This is a genomic window from Haloferax marinisediminis, assembly GCF_009674585.1.
In the GTDB taxonomy this organism is placed as follows: domain Archaea; phylum Halobacteriota; class Halobacteria; order Halobacteriales; family Haloferacaceae; genus Haloferax; species Haloferax marinisediminis.
Window position 1 is genome coordinate 2,765,911 of sequence record NZ_WKJP01000001.1, and the last position, 22,790, is coordinate 2,788,700.

The 22,790-nt window shown below is 63.2% G+C and carries 26 protein-coding genes; 11 read left to right on the plus strand and 15 right to left on the minus strand.

Annotation, left to right across the window (positions count from 1 at the left end):
- Positions 1 to 41 precede the first annotated feature (41 nt).
- Together GJR98_RS14330 and GJR98_RS14335 are read left to right on the plus strand one after the other, a co-directional pair.
- Complete coding sequence (locus tag GJR98_RS14330; RefSeq protein WP_151139320.1) at positions 42 to 707, plus strand: YkgJ family cysteine cluster protein; 666 nt, start codon at positions 42 to 44, stop codon at positions 705 to 707.
- 65 nt (positions 708 to 772) lie between these two features.
- The gene (locus GJR98_RS14335; protein WP_151139321.1) at positions 773 to 1,177 is read left to right on the plus strand and encodes a TRAM domain-containing protein; all 405 of its coding nucleotides are present in this window, start codon (positions 773 to 775) and stop codon (positions 1,175 to 1,177) included.
- Between the two features lie 202 nt (positions 1,178 to 1,379).
- Here GJR98_RS14335 and GJR98_RS14340 read toward each other — a convergent pair whose 3' ends face one another.
- Positions 1,380 to 3,077, minus strand: a complete 1,698-nt coding sequence (locus GJR98_RS14340; protein ID WP_151139322.1) for a radical SAM protein — start codon at positions 3,075 to 3,077, stop codon at positions 1,380 to 1,382.
- Between the two features lie 152 nt (positions 3,078 to 3,229).
- Between GJR98_RS14340 and GJR98_RS17550 the strand changes: the two genes are divergently transcribed.
- Both GJR98_RS17550 and GJR98_RS14345 read left to right on the plus strand, forming a co-directional pair.
- Positions 3,230 to 3,388 carry a DUF7559 family protein gene (locus GJR98_RS17550; RefSeq protein ID WP_191965475.1) on the plus strand — a complete coding sequence of 53 codons (159 nt, stop codon included), beginning with the start codon at positions 3,230 to 3,232 and terminating at the stop codon, positions 3,386 to 3,388.
- Positions 3,385 to 3,852 (plus strand): Hsp20/alpha crystallin family protein, encoded by a 468-nt coding sequence (locus GJR98_RS14345; RefSeq protein WP_151139323.1) that lies wholly within the window; start codon positions 3,385 to 3,387, stop codon positions 3,850 to 3,852. The genes GJR98_RS17550 and GJR98_RS14345 overlap by 4 nt, the downstream gene beginning before the upstream one ends.
- Before the next feature lie 15 nt (positions 3,853 to 3,867).
- On the opposite strand, the gene GJR98_RS14350 is transcribed toward GJR98_RS14345, so the two are convergent.
- Positions 3,868 to 5,007, minus strand: a complete 1,140-nt coding sequence (locus GJR98_RS14350; protein ID WP_151139324.1) for an NAD(P)/FAD-dependent oxidoreductase — start codon at positions 5,005 to 5,007, stop codon at positions 3,868 to 3,870.
- 69 nt (positions 5,008 to 5,076) lie between these two features.
- Positions 5,077 to 5,859, minus strand: a complete 783-nt coding sequence (locus GJR98_RS14355; protein WP_151139325.1) for a DUF7388 family protein — start codon at positions 5,857 to 5,859, stop codon at positions 5,077 to 5,079.
- Between the two features lie 429 nt (positions 5,860 to 6,288).
- Here GJR98_RS14355 and GJR98_RS14360 point away from each other — a divergent pair, with 429 nt between their 5' ends.
- Positions 6,289 to 6,780, plus strand: a complete 492-nt coding sequence (locus tag GJR98_RS14360; RefSeq protein ID WP_191965494.1) for a DoxX family protein — start codon at positions 6,289 to 6,291, stop codon at positions 6,778 to 6,780.
- Between the two features lie 54 nt (positions 6,781 to 6,834).
- Here the strand turns inward: GJR98_RS14360 and GJR98_RS14365 are convergent, their stop codons facing one another.
- The 4 genes from GJR98_RS14365 to GJR98_RS14380 all read right to left on the minus strand — a co-directional run bounded on the left by GJR98_RS14365 (position 6,835) and on the right by GJR98_RS14380 (position 10,333).
- Positions 6,835 to 7,431, minus strand: coding sequence for an NUDIX hydrolase (locus tag GJR98_RS14365; protein ID WP_151139327.1), 597 nt, complete (start codon positions 7,429 to 7,431; stop codon positions 6,835 to 6,837).
- A 29-nt stretch (positions 7,432 to 7,460) separates the two neighbouring features.
- Positions 7,461 to 7,949 carry a DUF7109 family protein gene (locus tag GJR98_RS14370; RefSeq protein ID WP_151139328.1) on the minus strand — a complete coding sequence of 163 codons (489 nt, stop codon included), beginning with the start codon at positions 7,947 to 7,949 and terminating at the stop codon, positions 7,461 to 7,463.
- Positions 7,946 to 9,046 (minus strand): glycosyl transferase family 2, encoded by a 1,101-nt coding sequence (locus GJR98_RS14375; protein ID WP_151139329.1) that lies wholly within the window; start codon positions 9,044 to 9,046, stop codon positions 7,946 to 7,948. The genes GJR98_RS14370 and GJR98_RS14375 overlap by 4 nt, the downstream gene beginning before the upstream one ends.
- Before the next feature lie 126 nt (positions 9,047 to 9,172).
- The gene (locus GJR98_RS14380; RefSeq protein WP_151139468.1) at positions 9,173 to 10,333 is read right to left on the minus strand and encodes an MFS transporter; all 1,161 of its coding nucleotides are present in this window, start codon (positions 10,331 to 10,333) and stop codon (positions 9,173 to 9,175) included.
- A 135-nt stretch (positions 10,334 to 10,468) separates the two neighbouring features.
- On the opposite strand from GJR98_RS14380, the gene GJR98_RS17555 reads away from it, so the two are divergent.
- Positions 10,469 to 10,639, plus strand: coding sequence for an HVO_0758 family zinc finger protein (locus GJR98_RS17555; protein WP_191965476.1), 171 nt, complete (start codon positions 10,469 to 10,471; stop codon positions 10,637 to 10,639).
- Positions 10,640 to 10,669: 30 nt separating this feature from the next.
- Here the strand turns inward: GJR98_RS17555 and GJR98_RS14385 are convergent, their stop codons facing one another.
- The 5 genes from GJR98_RS14385 to GJR98_RS14405 form a co-directional block, all read right to left on the minus strand.
- Positions 10,670 to 11,761, minus strand: coding sequence for an aldo/keto reductase (locus GJR98_RS14385; RefSeq protein ID WP_151139330.1), 1,092 nt, complete (start codon positions 11,759 to 11,761; stop codon positions 10,670 to 10,672).
- Between the two features lie 74 nt (positions 11,762 to 11,835).
- On the minus strand, positions 11,836 to 13,020 hold the full coding sequence (locus tag GJR98_RS14390; RefSeq protein ID WP_151139331.1) for a DHH family phosphoesterase: 1,185 nt from the start codon (positions 13,018 to 13,020) through the stop codon (positions 11,836 to 11,838).
- Positions 13,021 to 13,121: 101 nt separating this feature from the next.
- Positions 13,122 to 14,018: an SDR family oxidoreductase gene (locus GJR98_RS14395; protein WP_151139332.1), complete on the minus strand. Its 897-nt coding sequence runs from the start codon at positions 14,016 to 14,018 to the stop codon at positions 13,122 to 13,124.
- Complete coding sequence (locus GJR98_RS14400; protein WP_151139333.1) at positions 14,015 to 14,434, minus strand: DUF5791 family protein; 420 nt, start codon at positions 14,432 to 14,434, stop codon at positions 14,015 to 14,017. Before GJR98_RS14400 ends, GJR98_RS14395 begins: the two co-directional genes overlap by 4 nt.
- A 36-nt stretch (positions 14,435 to 14,470) precedes the next feature.
- Positions 14,471 to 14,731 carry a hypothetical protein gene (locus tag GJR98_RS14405; protein ID WP_151139334.1) on the minus strand — a complete coding sequence of 87 codons (261 nt, stop codon included), beginning with the start codon at positions 14,729 to 14,731 and terminating at the stop codon, positions 14,471 to 14,473.
- A gap of 115 nt (positions 14,732 to 14,846) precedes the next feature.
- Here GJR98_RS14405 and GJR98_RS14410 point away from each other — a divergent pair, with 115 nt between their 5' ends.
- A complete protein-coding gene (locus GJR98_RS14410; RefSeq protein WP_151139335.1) occupies positions 14,847 to 15,929 on the plus strand; it encodes a tubulin/FtsZ family protein in 1,083 nt (360 codons plus the stop codon).
- Between the two features lie 118 nt (positions 15,930 to 16,047).
- Here GJR98_RS14410 and GJR98_RS14415 read toward each other — a convergent pair whose 3' ends face one another.
- Complete coding sequence (locus tag GJR98_RS14415; protein ID WP_151139336.1) at positions 16,048 to 17,397, minus strand: alkaline phosphatase family protein; 1,350 nt, start codon at positions 17,395 to 17,397, stop codon at positions 16,048 to 16,050.
- A gap of 168 nt (positions 17,398 to 17,565) precedes the next feature.
- The gene (locus GJR98_RS14420; RefSeq protein ID WP_151139337.1) at positions 17,566 to 18,408 is read right to left on the minus strand and encodes a hypothetical protein; all 843 of its coding nucleotides are present in this window, start codon (positions 18,406 to 18,408) and stop codon (positions 17,566 to 17,568) included.
- Positions 18,409 to 18,572: 164 nt separating this feature from the next.
- Here GJR98_RS14420 and GJR98_RS14425 point away from each other — a divergent pair, with 164 nt between their 5' ends.
- The 3 genes from GJR98_RS14425 (at position 18,573) to GJR98_RS14435 (ending at position 21,366) form a co-directional block, all read left to right on the plus strand.
- Positions 18,573 to 19,013 carry a DUF5788 family protein gene (locus GJR98_RS14425; RefSeq protein ID WP_151139338.1) on the plus strand — a complete coding sequence of 147 codons (441 nt, stop codon included), beginning with the start codon at positions 18,573 to 18,575 and terminating at the stop codon, positions 19,011 to 19,013.
- On the plus strand, positions 19,010 to 20,758 hold the full coding sequence (gene polX / locus GJR98_RS14430) for a DNA polymerase/3'-5' exonuclease PolX (protein WP_151139339.1): 1,749 nt from the start codon (positions 19,010 to 19,012) through the stop codon (positions 20,756 to 20,758). The genes GJR98_RS14425 and polX overlap by 4 nt, the downstream gene beginning before the upstream one ends.
- 98 nt (positions 20,759 to 20,856) lie before the next feature.
- Positions 20,857 to 21,366 (plus strand): Mut7-C RNAse domain-containing protein, encoded by a 510-nt coding sequence (locus GJR98_RS14435; RefSeq protein ID WP_225316423.1) that lies wholly within the window; start codon positions 20,857 to 20,859, stop codon positions 21,364 to 21,366.
- Positions 21,367 to 21,399: 33 nt separating this feature from the next.
- Here GJR98_RS14435 and GJR98_RS14440 read toward each other — a convergent pair whose 3' ends face one another.
- A complete protein-coding gene (locus tag GJR98_RS14440; RefSeq protein WP_151139340.1) occupies positions 21,400 to 22,359 on the minus strand; it encodes a DUF7139 domain-containing protein in 960 nt (319 codons plus the stop codon).
- A 147-nt stretch (positions 22,360 to 22,506) separates the two neighbouring features.
- Here GJR98_RS14440 and GJR98_RS14445 point away from each other — a divergent pair, with 147 nt between their 5' ends.
- Positions 22,507 to 22,788 carry a DUF5789 family protein gene (locus GJR98_RS14445; protein ID WP_151139341.1) on the plus strand — a complete coding sequence of 94 codons (282 nt, stop codon included), beginning with the start codon at positions 22,507 to 22,509 and terminating at the stop codon, positions 22,786 to 22,788.
- Positions 22,789 to 22,790 lie beyond the last annotated feature (2 nt).

A 22,790-nucleotide genomic window follows, 5' to 3' on the forward strand; every position in this document is an offset into this window, starting at 1 on the left:
CGAACCGCGTGCCTCTTGACGCTCGCGCCCGCACCACGGGTATGGACCTCGAAGCCGAACTCGCCCGCGCCCGCGACCTCGACGTGTCGGAACTGGCCGACGCCATCGAGTCTATCGGCTTCGAATGCACGCGCTGTGGCGCGTGTTGCAAGGGCTACGACACCGACGACGGCCGGGAACCGCACACGGCGACCGTCTTTCCTGACGAGGTGCGGACGATTCAGGCGACAACTGAGTACGACTGGAGAGACGTCGCCCGACCGATGCCGTACGGGCTCGTCGAAGGTGACGACGGCCTCGAAGGCGAGACGTTCGAGTGGGCGCTCCAGACGACTGCCTGCGGCGACTGCCGATTCTACGAAGAAGACGACACCGGACAGGGTGCCTGTCAGGTCCACGACGACCGGCCACTCATCTGCGAGACGTACCCGTTCAGTGTCGACGTCGCCGGCACGAGTCAACCGATGGGCGAGGCCGTCGACGAGGAGGGAGTCGTTCGCGCACACGAGTGCGAGGGCCTCGGACGAGACATCTCTCGTGAGGATGCAGCGGAACTGGCAGCGGCGCTCAAAGAACGCGCCGTCCGCGAGATACAGGAGGCACTCGCCGTCTCCGACGCCTACGAACCAGTCGAGACGAACGACGGCGAAATCGTCGTCCACGACTCCGAAGGTGCGAAGCGTCCCGATGGGACAGAGATTCCGTAGCTGAATCTCAGGGACGGCGGTACATCTTTAACAGTTCGGACTGACCACATAGTGGAGGTCTAACGGTGGAAATCTCAGATAAACTCCTGTGTCTGTTCAATGCTGACGTTCGCACCGAGGACGACCGATATATCGTCGAGATTCCTCGCCGCGAAGTCGAAACCGGGGCAATCGACCCTGGTGAGACGTATCGCGTCGCTCTCATCTCTCGCGAGGCACACGAAGCCGTCGAGTCTGAACCGAGCGGCAGTGCCACGCCATCTGCCGAACCACAACCCCCGGTCGAAGCCGGAGAGCTTCGGTACGTCGAAATCGAAGATATCGGAAAGCAAGGTGACGGAATCGCCCGCGTCGAGCGTGGCTACGTCATCATCGTTCCCGGTACCGACGTCGGTGAGCGCGTGAAAGTCGAAATCACCGAAGTCAAGTCGAACTTCGCAGTCGGCGAAGTCGTCGAAGACGACTTCTAACGTCTTCCTTTTTGCGACCTGTCGACCGCATAGGCGACGGGCACGGCCTGACTCGTGAGGACCGCTGTCTCCGTCACGGAATACTGACGACACACGCCACCCACGAACAGACCACTCTTGCAAGTGAATCACTCACCACTTCTGCGAGTGAACGAGAGAGCACACTTGCACGTGAAGAGTTGCTTCAGAAACGTTGTGTCGGCTACTGAACGTACTTCAGCAGATTGGCATCGATGCCGACGTTGGCCGGGTCGTCGTAGGGGCGGTTGACCACGATATCGCCGGCGGTGGACTTCCCAATCCCGGGAATCGCCGTCAGTTCGTCCATCGACGCCTCGTTGATGTCAAGTGGGTACGGAACACCCGTGACAGAGCGGTACCCGTGGTCGGTGACGACGATATCGACGGTCTGACCGAGTTCGCGTTCGCCGGGAATTCCCACGAGCAGTGGGTAGGTGCCGAGTTGTCGGCCGAAGGTGCGCCCGTCTTGGTGGTACTCCAAATGAACATCTGGAAGGACAGTCCCGGGTGGGGCGACCCGACGCAGCATCGGTCGGTCGATCTCCTCGCGGACCTCCTGTTTGTACTTCTTGAACAGTTGTTTGTGGTCGCGGGCGATGGAGGCGCCGGTGTCCGACATGTCGGTCCCGTCGAACGCCATGACCTGTCGGATGTTGATGCGGCGGACCATCAGGCCCTCGTCGTAGACGCGCTGGAGGAAGCGTTTGTTGTGCTCGAACGTCTCCTTGGACTCGCCTTTCAACCCGTGGAGGAGGTTGATTCCGGGGAGGAGTTTGGGGAGGCGGTTCGACGCGTCGGGACCGTGTGTCGGCGCGTCGGCGGGGTCGTCTCCGGGACGCCAGCCTGCGACCTCGTTGACGATTTTGACCGCTTCGAAACACTCGTCCGCGGAGACGTTGAGATTGTTCTCTTCTTGGACCACCGGGTCCGCAGATTCGAGCCCGAACGCTGCGGTGTCGCCCGCGGTGTTGTGTTCGGCGATGATTTTGAGCGCCTCGCGAGATTTCTCGGGCCAGTTGACGATGGTGATGGGGTTGACGTTGTCGAGGTGGAGCGTGCCGAGGTCCGGTGCGACTTCGCGGATACCACCGTAGAGACGACGGAGTGCGTCAGGGTTCGGGGCTTCACCGTCACCACCGAACGCGAGGATGTCGGCCTGTCGGCCGAGACGGAAGTGGCGCGCACCACGGTTGTACAGGTTCTCGACTTCCTTGACCACAGAGTCGGCGGTTCTGAATGCGGGGTTGCCGTACAGCGGTTCGGTACAGAACGAACACCGGTACGCACAGCCGCGAGACGTCTCCATCTCGCAGATGAGGTGGTCCGGATGGTTCGGGTGTTGTTCGACGACGAAGGCGCCCTTCGCAGCCCAGCGGTCGAGTTCCTCGTTGTCGCGCATCCGGTTGCCGAAGCCTTCGAGCGCGCTGTCGACGAGGTCGAAGGCGGCCGCCTCGATGTCACCTTTGGCGACGAAGTCGTAGTCGAGGTCCTTGCGCTGCATGTCCTGTCCGCCGGCGTTCTCGTCGCCGACGCCGAACCGAATGGGACCGCCCATGAGCGTCGTACCTTCGGCGACCCACGCGAGTTCGCGGACTTCGTCGGGTTCGGCAGGCGTCCCGCCCACGTACTTTCCGGGGACGGTCATGCCGCCGATGTAAATCATCAGGTCCGCGTCGGCGACGTCGCGCCACTTCTGGCGGTCGTCGCGGAGTTCGTCGATGGTGTGGTAGACGACGTTGGACTCGGGGACGCCCGCGTCGACCACCGCACCCGCGGTGAATCGAGGATACGTCGAGATGTACGGCGGCACGCCGAAGTGCGCCGGTTCGTCGACGTATCCGTCGACGATAGTCACGGTGAGGTCGGCGGGGTCAGTCATCGGTCGCGGTTCGCGTTCGACGCTGAAAACGCAACCGGTCGAGACTGGCCCCGCTGACGAGATGAGATCGCCGCCACTGACGAGACGGACGCCCCCACACTCGTGGTTCCGCCTCCCGCGCGTTTATGACCGTGGGAGCGCAAGAAATGGGTATGCCTGCGACCCTCGAACTCAAGTGCGCCAACGAGGACTGCGAACTCGACATGTTCGAGTTGCATTACACCTACGACATGCCCGACGACGTGACGGTTGCGGACTTCTCCTGTCCGTACTGCGGCGAACAGCAGTTCCTCGAGGTGATCGAACTATGAGCGACCTGCGAAAGTTCGGAGAGTCCGCGGCGAACGCGGTCCTCGAACGTGTCGGCCGGGGTGTCAGCCAGATGCAAGAGCGCAAACCGCTCGCGCACGACCTGCTCGAATCAGACGACGCCTACCTCCTCGTCTTCGACGCACCCGGTGCGCGTGCCGAAGACGTGCAGGTTCGGTTCCTCGACGGCGAAGTCGAACTCCGCATCGACCGCTTCCGCGAGTTCCACGAGGGATTCGAGATGCGCTTCCCCGGCCGCGGCCTGACGCTCTCCAGTAGCGCGACACTTCCCTCCGATGCCGCCGTCGAAGCGGCCGAAGGCACGGCGACGGTCAAAAAGAACGGGACGATACAGATTCAGATTCCCAAAGACGACCGTGGCAGCGACATCGAAGTCACGGAAGAAGACGGCGACGAAGCAGACGAAGACGTCGATTACGGTGACGTCGACGACCAAGACGCCTGAATAGCACCCTCCTTCTCACGACTCGTCGTCGTTGTCGACCGTCATCCCGTCGACCACTGCGAACGACTCGTCTCCGTCGAATCGACGCGGGTCGAACGGGTCGGGAACAGAGCTATCTGGGTCTCCGAGCACCTCGCCCGCGACGAGTTCTCCCATCGCCGGTGCCCACATGAATCCGTGGCCGTGCCACCCGGCGGCGACGTAGAGTCCATCGCCGACTGCGCCGACGAGCGGATTTCGGTCCGGCGTCGCGCCACAGAGACCGGCCCACGCTCGCTCGACAGTCGGCTCCGTCTTGGTCCGGTGGGTGACAGTACTGAGCGAATCACGGACGAACCAGTCGTCTGCAGTCGGGTCCCAGTCGTCCGGGTTGGCCTCGACGGGTTCGACGCCGTCACCCGCGAGAACCCCAGATGGGTGCGGCCGGAGGTACGATTCGTCCGTCGCGTCGTAGACAGTCGGACCCCGGTAGTCACAGTCGCCGACGAGCGCCTGCACGCGGTACGGTTTGAGCGCGATTGGGTATCCGGCTTCGGCGAGGAGTCGGCGAGAATGGACGCCTGCGGCGACGACGACGGCGTCGAAACGGGCGGTCACAACGTCGTCGACAGCGACTCCCGGCGGGTCTCCCCGAATCGACACGGCGTCGCCGAGGCGGAACTCGACACCCATCGCTTCGCACTTCTCGACGAACAGGTCGACGTACGCCGCGGGGTCGGCCCATCCCGCGTTCGCTGCAACTCCCGCGAGCGCGACGTCGTCTGTTCGAATCGGGAACCGGTCGGCGAGTTCGTAGGCAGTTACAATCGAAACGTCGCGGCCGTGTACCTGCATCCGCTCGACTGCCTCCGAGAGCGCAGCCGCCCCTGCGTCGTCTCCCTCACGGGCGAGAAACACGTAGGGCGTGTCGTGGAAGACGAACGCACCCTCTCCCGAGAGCGAGCGAAGTCGAGCCATCGCTCGGTCGGCGACTGCGACGTCGATATCTTCGGCGTAGGCATCGTAACAGATGCCTGCAGCACGACCGGTCATTCCCCCGCCGGGCGCATCTCGTTCGAAGACAGTCACGCGTGCGCCGTTCTTCGCGAGGTCGTGGGCGACGGTCAGGCCGACGGCACCGGCGCCGACGACAGCGACTCGCTCGGGAGGCTCCATACTGCGCGCTGGGTCGTGATACTACTTGAAAGAGCGGGGAAAATCGACGCGACGCGGTTGGTTGTCCAGTTACTGCACGAACTCGTCGACACCGCGCGCAGGGTACCCCACGAAGAGGTCGACGCCGATGTCGCGAAGCTCGTCGATGCGGCGACGAACGTCCGCGACAGACCCGATGAGTGCGTAGTCGCGAGCGGCTTTGACAAGAACCTCACGCGCGCGACCCTCGGCCGACGAGTCTGTGGATGCACCGTCGGGGAGTGCCCGAGCGACGGGGCGTCGCCGCGAGATATACGCGCCGACCGCGTCGAGAATCTCGTCTTCGTCGTCCGTCAGGACGGTCGGTGCGTAGAGGGCGACTTCGCCGTCGAACCCGGCGGCGCGAAGCGCACGAACGTCTCGGCGTGTCGACCGGGAGAGGAGTTCGTACTGTGTTCCCCCGGCCGCGAGGGCGATACGCTCGATGCCTTCGGTGCCGACCCACGCGTCAGGTGCGCGCTCTCTGGCGGCCCCGAGTCGGGGAGCGACCGGTCGGCCTTTCTCTTCGTCAGTCAGGTAGGCGGGGTGCCCCGCCACGAGTACCTGCTGGATACCGTCGGGAAGCCACTCGTACAGTGAGTCGTCGCCGAGTGGGTCGAAGCCATCTGCTCGAACTGGCGTCGTCAGCCTGACCTCCTTCTCCGCGGTGAGCGTTTCGAGCGTCTCGGCATCAGGAATCTGATGGTGACCCTCGTAGTCGATAGCGACGATATCTAACGGGATATCGAGCGCTCGACGCACGTCACACTCTGCGGGTTTGAGTGCGACAGCGTCCAATCCAGCTTTCGAGACCGCGCGACTGGCGGTCAGCATGCTATCACCACAAAAATTTCAGTACCGTCGCGGAACGCGATCCATCGTCTGTGCGACCATGTGAAAGCGGATACCGCAGATGAGGGCAAAACCCTGTCGGTGACGGCGAGGCTGACCACTCCGTACGGGGGTTATATACCTGCGTCGCCGCCGACCCGACAACTGTCGGGATAGTACGACAAACCCTCTCATTCCCGTACAGCTGTCTGTCAGCTCTCGGAGCAATAGAATTGCGCGTTTTTCACTTTTTTCAGTGCCAGTAAAACACAGTTTTCAACCGAACCACGGTCTGAGAATCGATTTCGGTGATTCCCAGTTCCAGAGATTCGAAAATCACTCTCCGTTTATATGGTATGTCCGGCCGTCGATTCAGATGTAAGGTGAACTAAGATGGCCGCAACTGGACAAATCGAGATGCTGGGGAACCGCTTGGACTTCGACTACTCGCAGGGCGTCACGGGATACGTGCTCCTGCTCACCCGTATCCTCACGGGATACTGGTTCCTCCACGCGGGATGGGGGAAGCTGATGGCACCAGAACCGTTCGCGGCAGGTGGCTGGCTGGCCAACGCGACCGGTGGCTCGCCAATCCACGGCTTCTTCGTCTTCGCGGCGAACACCCCGTGGCTGCTCGACCTGACGAACTTCATGATTCCGGTCGGTGAGTTCCTCATCGGGCTCGGCATCCTCGTCGGAGCGTTCACCCGCCTCGCCGCCTTCTTCGGTGGCGTCCTGATGGTGTTCTTCTACCTCGGGAACGCCGACTGGGGACACGGCCTGGTCAACGGTGACCTCTTCGGCTTCATGATGTTCGCCATCGTCGGCACCCTCGCCGCAGGGCGCATCTACGGCCTCGACACCATCATCGAGAAGATGGAGTTCGTCCGACAACGCCCGGCCCTCAAGTACCTCCTCGGCTGAACGGCCACGGACGGCCATTCGGGTGGGAGGTGGGCTGAACTTTTTTATCGAACGTTACACCGGATAGTCAGCGTCAGGGTCGACCACACGGTCGACTTCTGGCGGGACTTCCCACTCAGTCGTGAGTTCCAGAAGTTGGACGAGCATTCGACCCGTCGCACCCCAGACGGTGTACCCGTCGACGTGGAAGAAGTGGAGTCGGATCTCGCCGTACTTGGGGTGGTCCCGAAGCTCCGACTCGTAGTTCGACCGGTCGGTGAGTTCGTCGACTGCGAGTGCCGCGATCTCGGCGACTTCTCGGTGGTCTGGGTCGTACTCTCGGTCCGGGATGGTCGCGACGAACGGGGTCACAGCGTAATCTGTCACCGTGAGAATGTCGTCGAGTTGGCCGTGGAACGAGACTTCCTCGGGTCGAAGGCCAATCTCTTCGTTGGACTCGCGGAGGGCAGTCGCTTGAAGGTCGGTGTCGGCGGGTTCGCGCCCGCCGCCGGGGAAACTCATCTGACCGGGATGTTCGCCGAGGTGGTCGGCCCGCTTCGTGAACAGAATGTGCGGCCGCTCGTCACGGTACAGTACGGGGGCGATGACCGCCGCCCGTCGTCCCGCCTCGACTGTCACCGGTTCGTGTCGGGTGACGCCCGCGAGGTCCATCGTCACGAGTCGTAAAGTGATGACACGACTTAGGCCTGCCCCTCTTCGGCCAATGCTGCGTCGAGTTTGTCTCTAATCGACGCCACGTCGGCGTCGGCCCACGCTTCGAGGTCGTACGTCACGTCGAGTAAGCGGGCGATTTCGTCGATGTCGCCCGACTGGACGGCGCGCGCGGCGGCACCGCGGAGGCGAGATTCGACCTGTTCGACGAGGTCGTTCCGGGGGACGTCACGGACGGGATAGTCGAGGATGTGGGGCAAGTCCTCCGCTCGCGGCGGCAACGTGGGGAAGGCCATCGGGCCGACGGTGAGGAGTTCGTCGTCCGCCTCGTCGGAGTCGTAGGCGACGAGGTAGTACGCGTCGACCGCGTCCGAGATCGCGCCAGAGAGGGCGTCCGTATCCGTCTCACGCCCCTCTTTGAACGCCAGTTCGTCGAGTGCATCTTCGAGTTCGGTACGGGTGAGCGCGCCGAAGAGGTCGACGATACCGGCGAGGTCGTCGTAGGTCGACTCGCTCATTGTTCCTCCCGTTTCGCATCGATGTCGGCGCGCGAGGCAGCCAACACGTCTTCGGGCGACAGCGGTGCGTCCGCCCACGGCGGAAGTCGCGTGTCTTCTCCAGGTTCGGAGATTGCCTGTGCGTACGTCTCGACCTGTTCGCGTTCGTCGGTCCGGTCGTAGTCGAACCCGTTGAACGCCGCGTCCGCGGCGTACTGTTCGACGAACTGGTAGCCAGTCTCGCGGTAGCGCTCGGCGAGTGTCTCAAAGTCGGGCGTCCCGCCGTGTTCGACGACGGTCTGGAGGAGTGTCTGACCGACCGACTCGCTCATCTCCGACAGGCCAGTCGGCCCGCTGACTGCCCGGTGGTCGTGTTCGTACGCGCCGAGGTCCACCTGCGCGCTCCTATCGAATCCGGCGTGGGCGAACGCGTCGCCGAGTGTTCCGACTTCGAGTCCCCACGACCGAGGCGAACGCATCTGTCGTGCGAGGTCACCCGTCATCGCGAACTCGCCGGCGAGGGCGTACCGGAACGATTCGAGATAGTGGACGATTGGCGCGTTCGTCTCGGCTGCCAGCGTTCGGACGAGCGGGGCGTAGAAGAGTCGAAAGAGTCGTCCGTAGAGTTTGCCGTCTTCGACGCGGGCGTAGTAGCCCTTCGAGAAGTCGTGTCCGTGTGCGAGCGGAAACAGCAGTCGTGAGACGTACCGCTCGTCGTATGTCTTGGTGTCCGCGTCGTGGACGACGACGTAGTCTTCGCGGGCGGCGCATCCGAGGGCGAGCCACACGTCCCGTCCCTTCCCTCGGGCACCGTCGATACCACTCTCTTCGAGTAGGTCCCCGACGCGCGGGCCATCGCACCAAACCACGTCGAGCGGCAGGTCGAACTCCGCCAGCCAGTCGACGAAGGGGACGACACGGTCGGCGGGGGCACGAAGCGGAACGACGACGCGTGCGGGCGAGAGCGACTCCAAGGTCGAGAGAACGCGCTCGGCGGCGAGGCCGGCGTACTCCCGTTCTGTCATGGGGACGACGACGGCCGCGCGGTCGGTGGGCGCGTCGGGGACCGTCCCTGAGAGGTCGTGGAGCGTCGTGACCCGCTCTTGTACGTACTCCATCGTATCGGTGGTTGGACTCGGTGAGCAAAAGTGCGGCGAGAGTCGGGGTCGACGGTGGGTGTGAGTCGAGGGTTGTCTGTCGGGGCGAGTCGAGGGCAATCGGTGGGTTCGACCCGACGTGGAGACCTAGTTAGGAATCCGTCCGGCGCGCTGGAACACGACCAGTCCGGCGACGACGACACCGAGTCCGAGAGCGAACCCGATGAACACTTCGTCGAACGTGTAGCCGACGTCGGTGAGATACCCGACAGCGCCCGACCCGCTGGCCTGGAAAATCATCATCCCGAACGAGTAGGCCGCGTAGGCACTTCCGCGACTCTCGTCGGGAAGCGTGCCGAGCAGGTAGGCGTCGAGTGCTGGAAACAGGCTGTGGATGACGTAGCCGAGGACGGCCGTGACGGCGAGGAGCGCGAGGAAGCCAGTCGTCTGTGTGAGGACGAGCACCGAGGCGACGAACGCGACGAGGACGCTGAGGATGTAGGGGACGCGCGGCAGTCTGTCGGCGAGACGGCCCGAGAGGAAGAACGCCGGAACGCCCGCCCCGAAGACGACTGTGAGCATGTTTCGTGCTGTCGCCGCTTGGAGGCCCTTCGTCTCCATGTACAGTTCGTAGAAGTTGAACAGTCCCTGCCAGACGAATCCGGTGAATCCGAGGATGACGATGCCAGTGAGGATGATGCGCCACTCCTTTCGAACGGCGCCCAACAGGTCACGGTCCGTCGAACCGGCTTCCGGCAAGTCTGTCGAGCGTGCCGCGAAGAAGAGCGCGACTGTGACGACGGCGGCGGCGACACCGATACAGACGAAGACGAGTTGCCACGACGCCGAGACGAATCCGTATCGAGCCACGATATCTGGGCCGACAGCGAGGACGAGCGTGACGAATGGTGCGACGCCGACGGCAGCGAGTTGACTCGCGGTGCCATGGATACCCATCGCGCGGCCCACACGCTCTGGGTACAGTTCGCTGACGAGCGGATTTGCGGCGACGAAGTACGCGCCCGAGGCGAGACCCATGGACGCAGCACCGACCATCAGCATCTCGATGGTTTGCGCACTGGCAGTCAACGCAGAGGCGGCGACGAGGATGACACCGGTCCCGAGGACGACGTAGTGGCGGGGGACGCGTGTGAGTATCCACCCCGTTGGCATGCGGAGGCTGGCACTGCCAAGCCAGACGAGCGTCGCGACGAGTCCGACTGTTGCCCGATTCACTTCGAAGAACGTAATGAACTCTCCGAGGAGGGGCGCAAAGACGATTCGCGCGAGATTGACGAGGAAGATCATTCCGCAGAGCGTCCCAAAGAGGCGGCCACGTGACACGCTCGAAAGCGAGCACCGAGTGGTGACAACCCTTTCGAACCGAGATTCGATTACCGGGTCGCCGGCGGGTTTTTATGTTCGTTGCACAAACGAATATTCATGAAGACAACGCGGAAGGGCCTTCGAGACGGCGAATTGGATAAAGACACGTACGGCCGACTGACGTGTTCCGAGTGCGGCGACTCCTTGAAAAAGAAGAACGACCCGGACGAAGTGTTCTCGCTTCGTATCTGCCCGGACTGCGGAACGCAGTGGAAAGAACTCAGATAGAGACGGATACGGACAGACCGACGACCAGCGTCACTCGAAGACCGAATCGAATACCCGCGCACCAAGCGGGTCGAACGTGCCGGCTGCGACATTCTCTGCAACGTGTTCAGGCGACGACGCACCGACCAACGCGGCAGTGACACCCGGCGCACTCCGTGAGAAGTTGAGCGCACGTTGTGCAAACGTATCTCCCGAGAGCACTCCGTCGACCGCCTCCGGAATCTCGGTCGCGAGGTCACCCTGTGCGAGACTCGCGCTGGTGAAGACGTGGAGGCCGTGTTCGTGTGCGTACCACAGCGCACTCGTCAGCTCTCCAGCTTCGGTCTCGTGGACGTCGGCGGTGAACGCGTCGGCCATCACGACGTTGAACGGCAGTTGAATCGCTTCGAGTCCCGACTCCTCGTTTCCGACTGTCTCGGCCGCACGTTCGGCCCGTCGGACGACTTCGGGCAGCGAGAGGTACGAGTCGTGGTCAGGCGCGACGCGGAACGCCTCCCACGAGGCGACGCCATACCGGCCGATGTCATCCGCGGCGACCCGTCGTTCGAGTACTTCGAAGGCCGCTTCGATGCGGTCGTACACCGTCTCTCGGTCGGTGATAGCCAACTGCGTCTCGGGGTTGTGGAGATAGTAGAGGTCGATGTGGTCGAGACCCGTCAGGTCGAGTGAGCGGTCGACCATCTCGTCGACGAAGTTCGGTGCGATGGTGTGGCTTCCGTGAGCGAGTTCGTCGGCGCTCGCGAGGCCGCTGTCGAGGACTGTCTCTCGGATGTACGCCCCGGGGTTGTCGGGGCGTGAGCGGTCGAAGGGAACGAACCCTGCCTTCGAGGCGACGACGACTGCATCACGGTCGATATCCGCGTCGCGGAGCGCGTCACCGACCACGCGCTCTGAGCGCCCGTGGCGGTAGTTCGAGGCCGTGTCCACGAGGTTGATGCCGCTCTCCAGTGCGAGGACGAGCGACTCGTGGTATCGGTCGTCTACTTCGTCGGTCGGCTCACCCAGGTACGTTCCGATACCGATACTCGAGACGACGCCGGGTCCGAATCGACGGAAGAAGGTCCTGCCAAAACTGTCGCCGAAGCGGTCGCGGTAGGCCCACGTTCCCGGTCCTGTAGCCATGTCCGAGGCTAGGAAGGCCGACGATTAAGGGCCACCGGTCGAACGCCGGACGCGTCCGTCGAAGAAGGAGTGTCTCAGATGTCGCCAGTGAGCGCTTCGAAGATGTCCTCGATGAGTTCGTCACGGGCGATACCGTTCCCGTTTCCACCGTCGGCGACGGTGTCGGGGCGGAGAATCTGGCCGCCACCCATGCGAGCGTGCCCACCAGCGCTTGAACCACGATAGTCAGTCAACGCCGCTTCGAGGGTTCGACCCATGTGGACCCGGTCGTCGCGAGAGCGACCCGAGAGGTAGACGTTGCCGTCGCGTTCGCCGCAGACGACGGCCGCCGTGACGCCTTCGAGTTGGATGAGTTCGTCTGCCGCCTGTGGGATGGCGTCGACGTTCGAGAGCGTCCCGATGTCGGCGACGGCGAACGGACCGCGCACGTCGCGGCCGGCGATTGCCCGGGCCTTCGCTTCGAGCACTTCGCGAGAGACTTCGGGGTTGGCGATGCGGTCTAAGTGGTCTTCGTTGACGCCGGGGAAGAGATAGCCAGCAGCGTCGAAGTCGGCCGACGAACACCCGGCAGTCAGATGTTTCGTGTCCGTGAGAATCCCGTAGACGAGGCCCGTCGCGACCTGCGAGGGCACGGTGTACGTCGAGTTCACCTCGCTGGCGTGCATGTCCGGCGGGACGGGTTTCGCACCTACGTCGCGGAAGTACTCCGCGATGATGCTCGAACACGCGCCGTAGTCGGTTCGGACGTCGGTGAAGGCCTCACCCGTCCCGTCTCCGGGGTGATGGTCGACGACGGCGTACGGGAGGACGCCTTCCGCCCCCGCGAACCCGCGCGGGGTGTTGTGGTCGACGAGGACAACCGCCTCGGCGGCGAGGTCGCTCACGTGGTCGATAGCGTCTAAATCGAGGTCGAGAACGGTCCGAAACGCGCGGTTTTCTTGATGTCGAATCTGCCCAGCGAACTGAATCGTCGGTTTCGTGCCGACCTGTTCGGCGAGACAGGCGACCCCAATCGCGGCCGCCATCGCGTCGGGGTCGGGGTTCGGATGCATGAGGACGGCGACTTCGTCGACGTCTTCGAGTGCTTCGGCGAAGCGCGCGCCCATCGGGCGTTTGAATCGAATCGCAGCATAAATCGCGAGCGCGAGGGTGCCGAGGCCGACGACGATCGCCGCTGCCATCTCCGGGTGAGTGCTGACGAACGAGCCCACTGACTCGAACACCTCACCGGAGTCGAACTGCCCCACCGAACCAACCATACACAACACGACCGAGGCAGATGGTATGAATATTCCCCCTAATCGACCGTTCTCGATTGACAGAATGTGTGACCCCTAGACCTCTCGGGTCACAAAGACGCTCACGAGAGAGTCGCCCGATAGCCGTCGATTGCCGCTTGGTAACCCTCTCGATACGTCGGATAGTTGAACTCATATCCGAGTTCGTGGAGGGAGTCGTTTGAGCAACGTTTGCTCGTCAAAATGCGGCGCCGGGCCGCCTCCGAGAGGTCGCCCGCGTCTAGTCGTTCCTGTTTCGACCGCTTTTCTGGACGTGGCACGCCGCACTCGTCGGCGAGCCAATCGGCGAACTCGTGTTTCGAGACCGGTTCGTCGTCGACGACGAGGACAGTGTCGTCGCGTGCGCGGTCTGCTTCGAGGAAGAACGCGACGGCACCCGCAGCGTCGTCGCGGTGGACCATGTTGAGATAGCCTTCAGTGACCGGGCCATCGAGATAGCGTTCGAGACGGTAGCGGTCTGGGCCGTAGAGACCCGCGAATCGTGCGACTGTTCCCTCGATTCCCTGCTCTGCGGCGTACTCGCGCGCGACTCGTTCCGCCTCGGCCAGCACACGTGTCTTGTCGGTCGTCGGGTCCAGCGGTGTCGATTCGTCGACGAAGGCACCACCGTGGTCGCCGTAGACACCCGTGCTCGACGTGTAGACGAGTCGTTCCGGCGGGGTGTCGCGTGCGGCGAAGTGGTCGATTGCCGTCCGCAGTCCCTCGACGAAGACTTCTCGGGCGGCATCGGCACCACGACCACCAGAACTCGCCGCGAACACGACGTGGTCGACGTCTGGAATCGCTTCGAGGCTTTCGGCGTCGGTTACGTCGGCCCGTACCGCTTCGGAACCAGTTTCGGAAACGGCGTCGAGGCCGGCGTCAGACCGTCGGACTCCCCAGACGTCGTGTCCGTCTGCGACGAGTCGCCGAGCGAGTTCGAGGCCGACGTACCCACACCCGAGGATTGCGACTCTCATCGCTCGTTTCGGACGGCGATGGCGTGGTGGATGGCAGCGAGTTCGTCGAGTGTCGCCGGCGTTCGACCCTCGATGGCCTGTTGAATCTCCTGTCCGGACAGGTCGAGGTCGACCTCTGCGGCGAGTGTGTCCACGTCGAGAATTCCGGTCGTCATGCCCATGAGGAGGTGGTCACGGAACTCCCAGACGATGGCGTCGGCATCCGGATTCTCGTCGGCGAGTGCCAGAATCGCGGCGGCCTGTTCGAGCGTCAACTCCAGCACGTCGTTCGTGAGGTGGTCTTCGGACACGTCGGCGGCGTCGGCGGCGACATCCGCTCCCGCGGTGTCGACTACGGCGCGGAGTTCGTCCTCGTAGGCGGCCCGAAGTTCGTCCGGAGACACAGTGCCGGGTTGCGCGACGGCGTCGTACAACATATACCGGGGGTGGGTATGCTGGCGGCAAAACGGTTGTCACTCGGCACGAATCGTGCCACGAGCGATGTCGAGCGAGGAGTACACGGAAGCACGCGGGTCAGGGTGCACGGCAGTCGGCAGGGACAGTACATCCTGCACCACCCTCCCATCCGGCCGACCGTTCGTCGGCGTCGCCGTCGACGTCTCCCGACGGTTCCCGATGGCCGCGTCGTCTTCGAGCGAGGAGATATCGGCGTCCGTCCGGTCGGCAGTCTGGGAGAAGTCGTCGGTCTGCTCGTAGGGAGTTCCGTGCGTCATAGCCCCGATTGGTCCCGTCTTCCTACATAAACGTCCGCTGGCAAAATCGAGTGACTCACCGCCGGTACCCACTTCGTGGGGAACGTTCAAGACACGTCCCAGAGTGGTTTGGCCCATGAAGACCGTCCTGATTGGTGTGGGTCAAGCCGGTGGAAAACTCGCTGCCGCTCTCCAGTCGTTCGACCAGCAGATGGGTTTCGGTGCCGTCCTCGGTGCCGTCGGGGTGAACACCGCGAAGACCGACCTCCAGTCGCTTCCCTTCGAGACCGTCCTCATCGGCCAAGACCGTGTCAACGGACACGGCGTCGGCGGCGACAACGAACTCGGTGCCGAGGTGATGGACGCCGACAAGACCGAAGTCATGTCGGCACTCGACGGCCGTGTCACGGCCGAGACCGAGTCGATATTCGTCGTCGCGGGCCTCGGTGGTGGGTCGGGGTCCGGTGGCGCACCCGTCCTCGCAAAGGCACTCAGACGCGTCTACGATGTTCCTGTCTACGTACTCGGAATCCTCCCGGGAGAGGACGAAGGCGCGATGTATCAGGTGAACGCCGGTCGCTCGCTCAAAACCGTCGCACGCGAGGCCGACGCCGTCCTCCTCGTCGACAACGATGCCTTCCGGTCGTCCGGTGAGTCGATGAGCGAAGGGTTCGACGCCATCAACGACGCGATCGCACGGCGCGTCGGCCTCCTCCTCGCGGCGGGTGAGGCAGTCGAAGGCGTCGGCGAGAGCGTCGTCGATAGCTCCGAGGTAATCAACACACTCCGAGCCGGGGGAATCGCGGCACTCGGCTACGCGAGCGCCGAAGCCTCAGACGTCGCAGAAGAGAACATCAACGCCGTGATGAGCACGACCCGTCGGTCTCTCCTGACAGGGACCAGCCTTCCGGATGCGAGCGACGCTGACTCAGCACTCGTCATCATCGCCGGGAAGCCGGACACCATCCCTCGGAAAGGTGTCGAACGCGCCCGTCGCTGGGTCGAAGACGAGACTGGAAGCATGCAGGTCCGCGGCGGCGACTTCCCGCTAGAGAGCGGTCGTCTCGCCTCGCTGGTCCTCCTCGGCGGCGTCGAACGCTCGGGGCGCGTCGAGTCGTTCATGGAACGTGCTCGCGCGGCTATCGAGGAAGCCGAGACCGAAGAGCGAGAAGACCCGAACGAGCTGTGGCACAACGACGAGTTGGAGGACTTGCTGTAAGCGAGCGCTGATGCGCTAAAATCGAACCCAGAACGAGAAGAATCCGACCAGTGCGACACAGAACGCACCGGGCCGAGGTGTTTTTTCGACCTACGAACGTCGCGTTACCGACCGTCGCTTACTGGTGGATGAGACTCGCACCGTCGAGTTCGGTGCGGGCGTAGTCGATTTCCATGAGGTCGAGGATGGTCGGCGCGATGTCGTAGAGGTCGGCGTCTTCGATCTCCGCGTCGGGGTCGTCGATGTAGAGCGTCGCGTTGTCGAACGAGTGCATCCCGTTGCGTGGACCGGTGCCGAACACTTCGTCGTGACCTTTGAAGCCAGACTTCAGGTCGAAGCCGTGGTTCGGGATGACGACGAGGTCCGGGGCGATGTCGTCGTGGTTGCCGCGGAACGCTTCTTCCTTGACGACGACGCGCTCTGCGACTTTCTTGCCGTCCGGTCCTTCGAGCGCTTCGAGTTCGTCTTTCAGTTCGTCGCGGACTTGTTCGTACTCGTCTTGCGGGACAGAGCCACGAGGTTCGCGGCCTTCGAGGTTGATGAAGAATCGACCGGGGATGAGCGAGTATGCTTTCGACTCTTCGGCGATGTCGGACAGCGAGTCGTGGTCCTCACTCTCGTAGGAGAGCCAGCCTTCCTGTTCGAGCCACGTGTTGCAGTGGACCTCGTAGTCGAGCGAAGTGAAGCCGTGGTCGGAGGCGACGACGAGGGTCACGTCCTCGGGGAGGATGTCACGGATGTTGCCGATGTACTCGTCGACTTTGCGGTAGAACTCGACGAAGGCGTCTTTGTTCTTCCCGTCGCGTTCGTAGTCTTTGAACAGGAAGTGGTTGACCCGGTCGGTCGTCATGAACACGCCAAAGAAGAGGTCCCAGTCGTCTTTCTTGAGATAGTGCGTGAAGGCCTCGTAGCGCTTGTCGAGCGTCTCGTGGGCATCTTGCATGAACGCCGACTTGTCGTCGTCGTGGCCGAGTTTCGCGTTCACGTCGATTTTGTAGCCCATCTGTTGGAGGTGGTCGCGGAAGTCGTCGGGATAGGCGGCCTTGTCGACACCGGGCGAGAGGAAGCCGGAGACCATTCGCTGGACGTTTCGCTGCGGCGGGAACGTCACGGGGACGTTCATCACCGTCGCTTTCCGACCAGCGTCGGTCACGCGGTCCCAGACACGCGTCGCCTGCACGTCACGCCCCATCGGGACGTACGTGTCGTACGAGCCAACTTCACGGTCTTGGAACCCGTAGACGCCAGTCTCACCGGGGTTGACACCTGTCGTGAGTGCCGGCCAACACGCGCTGGATTCCGGTGGGACGATGCTGTCGATAGAACCTGCTGCACCATCGTCTGCGAGTTCCGCGACGTTCGGGAACTCCTCGGGATGCTCAGAGAGGAGACTAAATGGCACCCCGTCGATGCCGATGAAGGCGACGCGGGGGTGGTCCTTGCCGCGGAGTCGGTCGAACAAACCCATACCTCACGGTACCAAAGAGAACCATAAGAAGGTTCGTCTCTGTACGCGAGTTTGCGCCGATAGACGACGGATACCCGCGACTGTCCGAGGTAGCGGCGAGATTCACCGTCCGGGACGCAAAGAACGTGAACTGAGGGAACGAGACGGGTCGCCCGACCCCTTCGATGGTCAGGCCCGCGGTGACCCGCGGCTTCTGAGTGGCCGTTCTGCCGAGGCAGACGTCCGCCCGCTCACGCGGAGTTCGCTCACCACGACGAAGGCCAGTCCCCACAGGACGAGCGCGATGGCCCACATCATATCCACACTCGACACCTGTGTCGGGAACACGAGTGAGACTGCGCCGAAGTAGACTGCGAGACCAGCGGTCAACCACGCGACGAAGCGGTGGCCCGGTGCACCCCCGGCGGCGATGAGGCCGAGAATGAGCAGTCCGACCGACATCGTCGTCATCTCCATGTAGTGACCAGCCATGGCGTGAATGTCACCCGAACTCTGGAGTGTGAACTGGTTCACCGCGAACGCGAGAACGGGAAGTGCCGCCACGGCGACGAGGCCGAGAAGCGCCGGACTGTAGTCGTCACCGAGCGAGATGACTTTGCGGCCGGCAGGGTGGAAGAGCGTCATGAGGCCCGTCAGTACGAAGAATGGGACGACCTCTTCGACTGGCCCACCACCGACGATGGTCCCGAGGAGGACGAGCGTCGTCACGAGGAACGCGACTTGCATGAGTGCGACCCGCTTGAGCGGGCGGTACAGTTGACTCGCTACACTGAGGATGATTATCCAGACGTTCGCCGCGATGACCATCAGGTGAAGTCTGTGCTCTGCGAGGACGTCACCACCTGCCCCCCACCCAGTGATAGCGAACGCGAGTAGTTCAGAGATGAACGCTGCCGCCATTCCGAGCGTCACCAGTGTGAGGAGGTAGAACGCGTACAGCCGAGCGCGTTTGAACGTCGTCGGTGTCGATTCTTCGTGCTCGCCAGTATGCGTCGTGGTATCAGTAGACATGCTTACAAGAGAAGTACGCGAGAGTACGAGATAACCGTTTTTCGCGATTTTCAGACGTATTTACTGGATTATCCGTGGACACGACCGGCGGGCGTCGATCGTACAGACGCGTCACGAGCGGACGGGGCGAAGGAGCGAAGTGTCGTGCGGGATAACGTCAGAGCGTGAAGGAGTTCGAGCGCAAGCAACTCTTGGAACGCGTCAATCGGGAGGGGGCGACGGTCGGCGTCCAGATTCCCGAGCGAATCGAGGTCCAAGGTGAGCAGATAGACCTCAAGGAGTTCGTTTTCGAGATAAAGCGCCGCGACACCATCCCGGCGGGCGAGCGCGAGCGAGTCGACCAGGCGAAGCGAAACCTTCGCCGCGAGCGCATCGAACGGCTCAAACCCATCGAAGACGGCGAGATAAGCTACGATGAGGGCAGACGACTCGTCGACGACATCATCGGCATCGACCGGGCACTGAACGCCCTCGAACAACTCCGTCCCACCGACCTCGAACAGGAGGCAAAACTCCAGAACGCGGCCGACCAGAAACGCTGGATGAACTTCTTGAAGAAGGCGCTCGGCCGCGATAGTGGCAAGAGCAAACGGGGTGGCCGATGAGTCGCAACGACGAGATTGCGACACTCCTCGAAGAGTTCGCCGACCTGCTCGACGCGAAGGACGTCGCGTACAAGCCGTCGAGTTACCGCCGCGCCGCGGAGAACGTCCGCGAGTACCCAGAACCGGTCGAAGAACTCGCCGAAGACGGCGAAGACGCCGTCAAAGAGATAAACCGCGTCGGCGACGCCATCGCGTCGAAAATCGTCGAGTACGTCCAGACGGGCCACATCGAGGAGTTAGACGAGCTTCGAGCGGAGTTGCCGGTCGACATGGCCGGCATGACGAGCGTCGAAGGCGTCGGTCCGAAGACCGTCGGGAAGCTCTACGAAGCCCTCGGCATCACCGACCTCGACGAGTTAGCGGCCGCCGCCCGCGACGGCCAGATTCAGGAGGTCAAAGGCTTCGGTGCGAAGACCGAGGCGAACATCCTCGACGGTATCGAGTTCGCCCGCGAGGCAACCGGCCGAGAACTCCTCGGCAAGGCACGACCCGTCGCAGACGACCTGTTGGCGTACCTCGGCGAACACGACGCTGTCGGCCGGGCCGAACCCGCCGGGTCGATGCGGCGATGGCGCGAGACAGTCGGTGACATCGACATCCTCGTCGACAGTGACGATGCAGCGTCGGTCATCGACCACTTCCTCGCGTGGGACCAGGTCAGCGACACCATCGAAGCAGGCGCGCAGAAGGCGAGCGTCCGCGTCAACGCGATGCGGGTCGACCTCCGCGTCGTCACTCCGTCTGAGTACGGCGCCGCCCTCCAGTACTTCACCGGGAGCAAAGACCACAACGTCCACCTCCGGAACATCGCTATCGACCGCGGTCTGAAGATGAACGAGTACGGCATGTTCGACATCTCCGACGTGGACGACCCAGACGGCGGGCCACGGGTTGGCGAACGCGTCGCCGGCGAGACTGAAGAGTCGATGTACGCCGCCCTCGACTTGCCGCTCATCACGCCGGAGATGCGCGAAGACACTGGAGAGATAGAAGCCGCCACGGAAGGCTCACTCCCTGACCTCATCGAAGATGGAGAGATTCGTGGCGACCTCCACACGCACACGAACTGGTCCGACGGCGACAACACCATCGCGGAGATGGTCGCCGCGGCCGAAGAGCGAGGCTACGACTACCACGTCGTCTCAGACCACGCGACGGGGCCGGGGATGGTCGGTGGCGTCGGCGTCGAAGACGACGAGTTGCTCGAACAGATAGACGAAGTCCGCGCTGTCGCCGAGGACGCCAATATCACCGTCTTCACCGGCGTGGAGGCGAACATCGACGCCGAAGGCGGTCTCTCGGTCGCCGACGACGTCCTCGACCAACTCGACGTGGTCGTGGCCTCGCCCCACAGCGCACTCGACCAAGAACGTGAACCTGCCACTGAGCGCCTCGTTCGCGCGATGGAACATCCCGCAGTCGACGTGCTCGGCCACCCGACCGGTCGCCTCATCAACCGGCGTCCGGGACTCCAACTCGACTATCACCGACTGGCCGAAGCGGCCGTGGAGAACGGCGTCGCACTCGAACTCAACGCGAGTCCGTACCGACTCGACCTGAACGGCGAAGCCCTCAAAACCGCCGTCGAAGCGGGTGCGACCATCGCCATCGACACCGACGCTCATCGACCTGCCGAACTCGACCACGCTCGCTACGGCGTCCACACGGCACGACGCGGGTGGGTCGAGACGGCCGACGTGCTGAACACGTGGCCGGTCGACGAACTCACAGACTTCCTGCATTGACGGACGAGAGAGCATCGACCGACGACGGGCAATCGGCCGACGAGAGACCGGCGAACGAAGACAAACAATCGACCGCCGAGAGAACGTCGAGAGACGAAATCGGGCCGGGTCACCCCGGCACGGTCGCATCCGGTGTCGATGCGGCCACCCCAGTCGACACCGCGCTCCTCCTCGACGTGATGCTCGGCAAACTCGCCACCTACCTGCGGATGTGCGGGTACGACACCGTCTACGCGATGGATGGGGAGACAGGTGACCCTGGCGACGAGCATCTTCTCGCCCGCGCCGACAACGAAGACCGGGTCCTCCTCACCCGGGACGTCTCACTCGCCGAACAGGCATCTCGGAGTGTGCTCATCGCGGGGCGAACACCACTCGACCAACTTCGAGAACTCGAATCGGTCGGGTTCAGTATCGCACTCGGAGAGCAGCCAGCCCGGTGTGGCGCTTGCAACGGACTGGTCGAACCGCTCGCCGACGGGGACCCAGTTCCGGACTACGCTCCAGACCCGGCTGAGAAGACACTCTGGCGGTGTCGTGACTGCGGACAAGTGTTCTGGAAGGGGAGTCACTGGCGTGACGTCGAATCACGGCTGAACGAATCCTAACCAGCGGAAGAGAAATCGAGGCCGACTACTGACTCAGTAGCGGCTTCGGGGGAACCACTGGTCGCACTGTTCCATGTCCTGCATCATCTCGTCGTTGGCCGCACAGTAGGGTTTGAGGCCATCAGACGTGCGGACGTATTCGAAGTACGTGCAGTTGCCACAGTAGCGGTCGCCGACCATGCTATCCTGCGGGCGGTTCGCGTCTGGGTGTTCCATCGCACCCTCGGGGGACCGACCTGCCCCAGAGCCGACAGTGTCGACGCCCTGTGGAGTCTGTGCAGACGCTGTGGGCTCTGCGACCGGTTCGAGGTCGAGTGGCGTAATCGGTTCGGACGAGGCCCCTCCATCGGTCGCACCCGCCGTCGCACCCATCGCTGAATTGGATTGGGTGTTCGTCTGTGTCTCGACGTCCCCGTCGGGCGTTCCGCCGAGGAATCCGATGCCGCTGAGGCCGCCGCGGACGCTCTTTTCGACTTCGACGATTCGGGTTTCACCTTTCTTCGTCACCTGAACGGTCGCCGTGCCGCCGGGGTCGTTTCGCGTCTTGAAGTTGGCGACGCCGACGAACAGACACCAGAACGTCGTGATGGTGCCGAAGAAGTAGACGCCGACAGTCTCCAGCGTCAGGTCTGTGAGCCCTGCACCACAGGTCGCACCGGTCCACTGACACGGGTACGCGTGGGAAAACAGCCCGACACCGAGGACGGCGATGCTCGCACCGATGACTGCTGCGGCCCGGGTTCGACGGCTGGCGGGGAGAACAGCGAACACGCCGAGGAAGACGGCAGGAACGCCTATTCCACCGAGGATGCCCCCGAGTTCGCGTGCTTCACCGAGTGTGGCCCCGCCCGACGTGTAGACGTCGGTCGTCGTGACCACGATGCCCGCGATGACGAGCAACGCACCGGCGAGGAACACCCCGAACCCCAGGGACAGCCGTCGGAGACTCGGGCCACCTCGGCCACCGTGATATGCCTCCGAAAGACTGGTCATAGACCAGCCTACGAAAGCGGTACCTAAAACGATGCGTCAGACGATTGTCTACTTTTCGACACGTCGCGGGCTGTCGGTCTCGGGAGGGATTCGGGAGTCGATACGAATCTCGAAGGGATTATCATGCGCGGTGGCTAACCCTCGCCCATGGCTGACGAGGAAGCAGACGAGGCGCCTGCCGTCGAACTGGGCGAAGGCGAATCCGTCGAAGGCGCACCCCTCGCGCGTGTCGCCTCTCGACTGACGTGGCCCCAAGAGAAGAGTAGCATCCTGAAGAAAGAAGGCGACGCGGTGATTCGCACGCCGAGCGGTCCCCAGACGCTCGAGGACGTCCTCGCCGACGTCGACGAGACGTACTTCGACACGCGCCAGACCTTCGTCAACGACGTGCAAGACGTCGTTGGCCGCGGTCCGGTCGCGACCGAATAACG

What these genes read in the sequence shown, in the direction of transcription:
- GJR98_RS14330 (WP_151139320.1), top strand. Translation starts at nt 42, where the DNA reads ATGGACCTCGAAGCCGAACTCGCCCGCGCCCGCGACCTCGACGTGTCG.
- GJR98_RS14340 (WP_151139322.1), bottom strand. Translation starts at nt 3,077, where the DNA reads ATGACTGACCCCGCCGACCTCACCGTGACTATCGTCGACGGATACGTC.
- GJR98_RS17550 (WP_191965475.1), top strand. Translation starts at nt 3,230, where the DNA reads ATGCCTGCGACCCTCGAACTCAAGTGCGCCAACGAGGACTGCGAACTC.
- GJR98_RS14345 (WP_151139323.1), top strand. Translation starts at nt 3,385, where the DNA reads ATGAGCGACCTGCGAAAGTTCGGAGAGTCCGCGGCGAACGCGGTCCTC.
- GJR98_RS14350 (WP_151139324.1), bottom strand. Translation starts at nt 5,007, where the DNA reads ATGGAGCCTCCCGAGCGAGTCGCTGTCGTCGGCGCCGGTGCCGTCGGC.
- GJR98_RS14355 (WP_151139325.1), bottom strand. Translation starts at nt 5,859, where the DNA reads ATGCTGACCGCCAGTCGCGCGGTCTCGAAAGCTGGATTGGACGCTGTC.
- GJR98_RS14365 (WP_151139327.1), bottom strand. Translation starts at nt 7,431, where the DNA reads ATGGACCTCGCGGGCGTCACCCGACACGAACCGGTGACAGTCGAGGCG.
- GJR98_RS14370 (WP_151139328.1), bottom strand. Translation starts at nt 7,949, where the DNA reads ATGAGCGAGTCGACCTACGACGACCTCGCCGGTATCGTCGACCTCTTC.
- GJR98_RS14375 (WP_151139329.1), bottom strand. Translation starts at nt 9,046, where the DNA reads ATGGAGTACGTACAAGAGCGGGTCACGACGCTCCACGACCTCTCAGGG.
- GJR98_RS14380 (WP_151139468.1), bottom strand. Translation starts at nt 10,333, where the DNA reads ATGATCTTCCTCGTCAATCTCGCGCGAATCGTCTTTGCGCCCCTCCTC.
- GJR98_RS17555 (WP_191965476.1), top strand. Translation starts at nt 10,469, where the DNA reads ATGAAGACAACGCGGAAGGGCCTTCGAGACGGCGAATTGGATAAAGAC.
- GJR98_RS14385 (WP_151139330.1), bottom strand. Translation starts at nt 11,761, where the DNA reads ATGGCTACAGGACCGGGAACGTGGGCCTACCGCGACCGCTTCGGCGAC.
- GJR98_RS14390 (WP_151139331.1), bottom strand. Translation starts at nt 13,020, where the DNA reads ATGGTTGGTTCGGTGGGGCAGTTCGACTCCGGTGAGGTGTTCGAGTCA.
- GJR98_RS14395 (WP_151139332.1), bottom strand. Translation starts at nt 14,018, where the DNA reads ATGAGAGTCGCAATCCTCGGGTGTGGGTACGTCGGCCTCGAACTCGCT.
- GJR98_RS14400 (WP_151139333.1), bottom strand. Translation starts at nt 14,434, where the DNA reads ATGTTGTACGACGCCGTCGCGCAACCCGGCACTGTGTCTCCGGACGAA.
- GJR98_RS14405 (WP_151139334.1), bottom strand. Translation starts at nt 14,731, where the DNA reads ATGACGCACGGAACTCCCTACGAGCAGACCGACGACTTCTCCCAGACT.
- GJR98_RS14410 (WP_151139335.1), top strand. Translation starts at nt 14,847, where the DNA reads ATGAAGACCGTCCTGATTGGTGTGGGTCAAGCCGGTGGAAAACTCGCT.
- GJR98_RS14415 (WP_151139336.1), bottom strand. Translation starts at nt 17,397, where the DNA reads ATGGGTTTGTTCGACCGACTCCGCGGCAAGGACCACCCCCGCGTCGCC.
- GJR98_RS14420 (WP_151139337.1), bottom strand. Translation starts at nt 18,408, where the DNA reads ATGTCTACTGATACCACGACGCATACTGGCGAGCACGAAGAATCGACA.
- polX (WP_151139339.1), top strand. Translation starts at nt 19,010, where the DNA reads ATGAGTCGCAACGACGAGATTGCGACACTCCTCGAAGAGTTCGCCGAC.
- GJR98_RS14440 (WP_151139340.1), bottom strand. Translation starts at nt 22,359, where the DNA reads ATGACCAGTCTTTCGGAGGCATATCACGGTGGCCGAGGTGGCCCGAGT.
- GJR98_RS14445 (WP_151139341.1), top strand. Translation starts at nt 22,507, where the DNA reads ATGGCTGACGAGGAAGCAGACGAGGCGCCTGCCGTCGAACTGGGCGAA.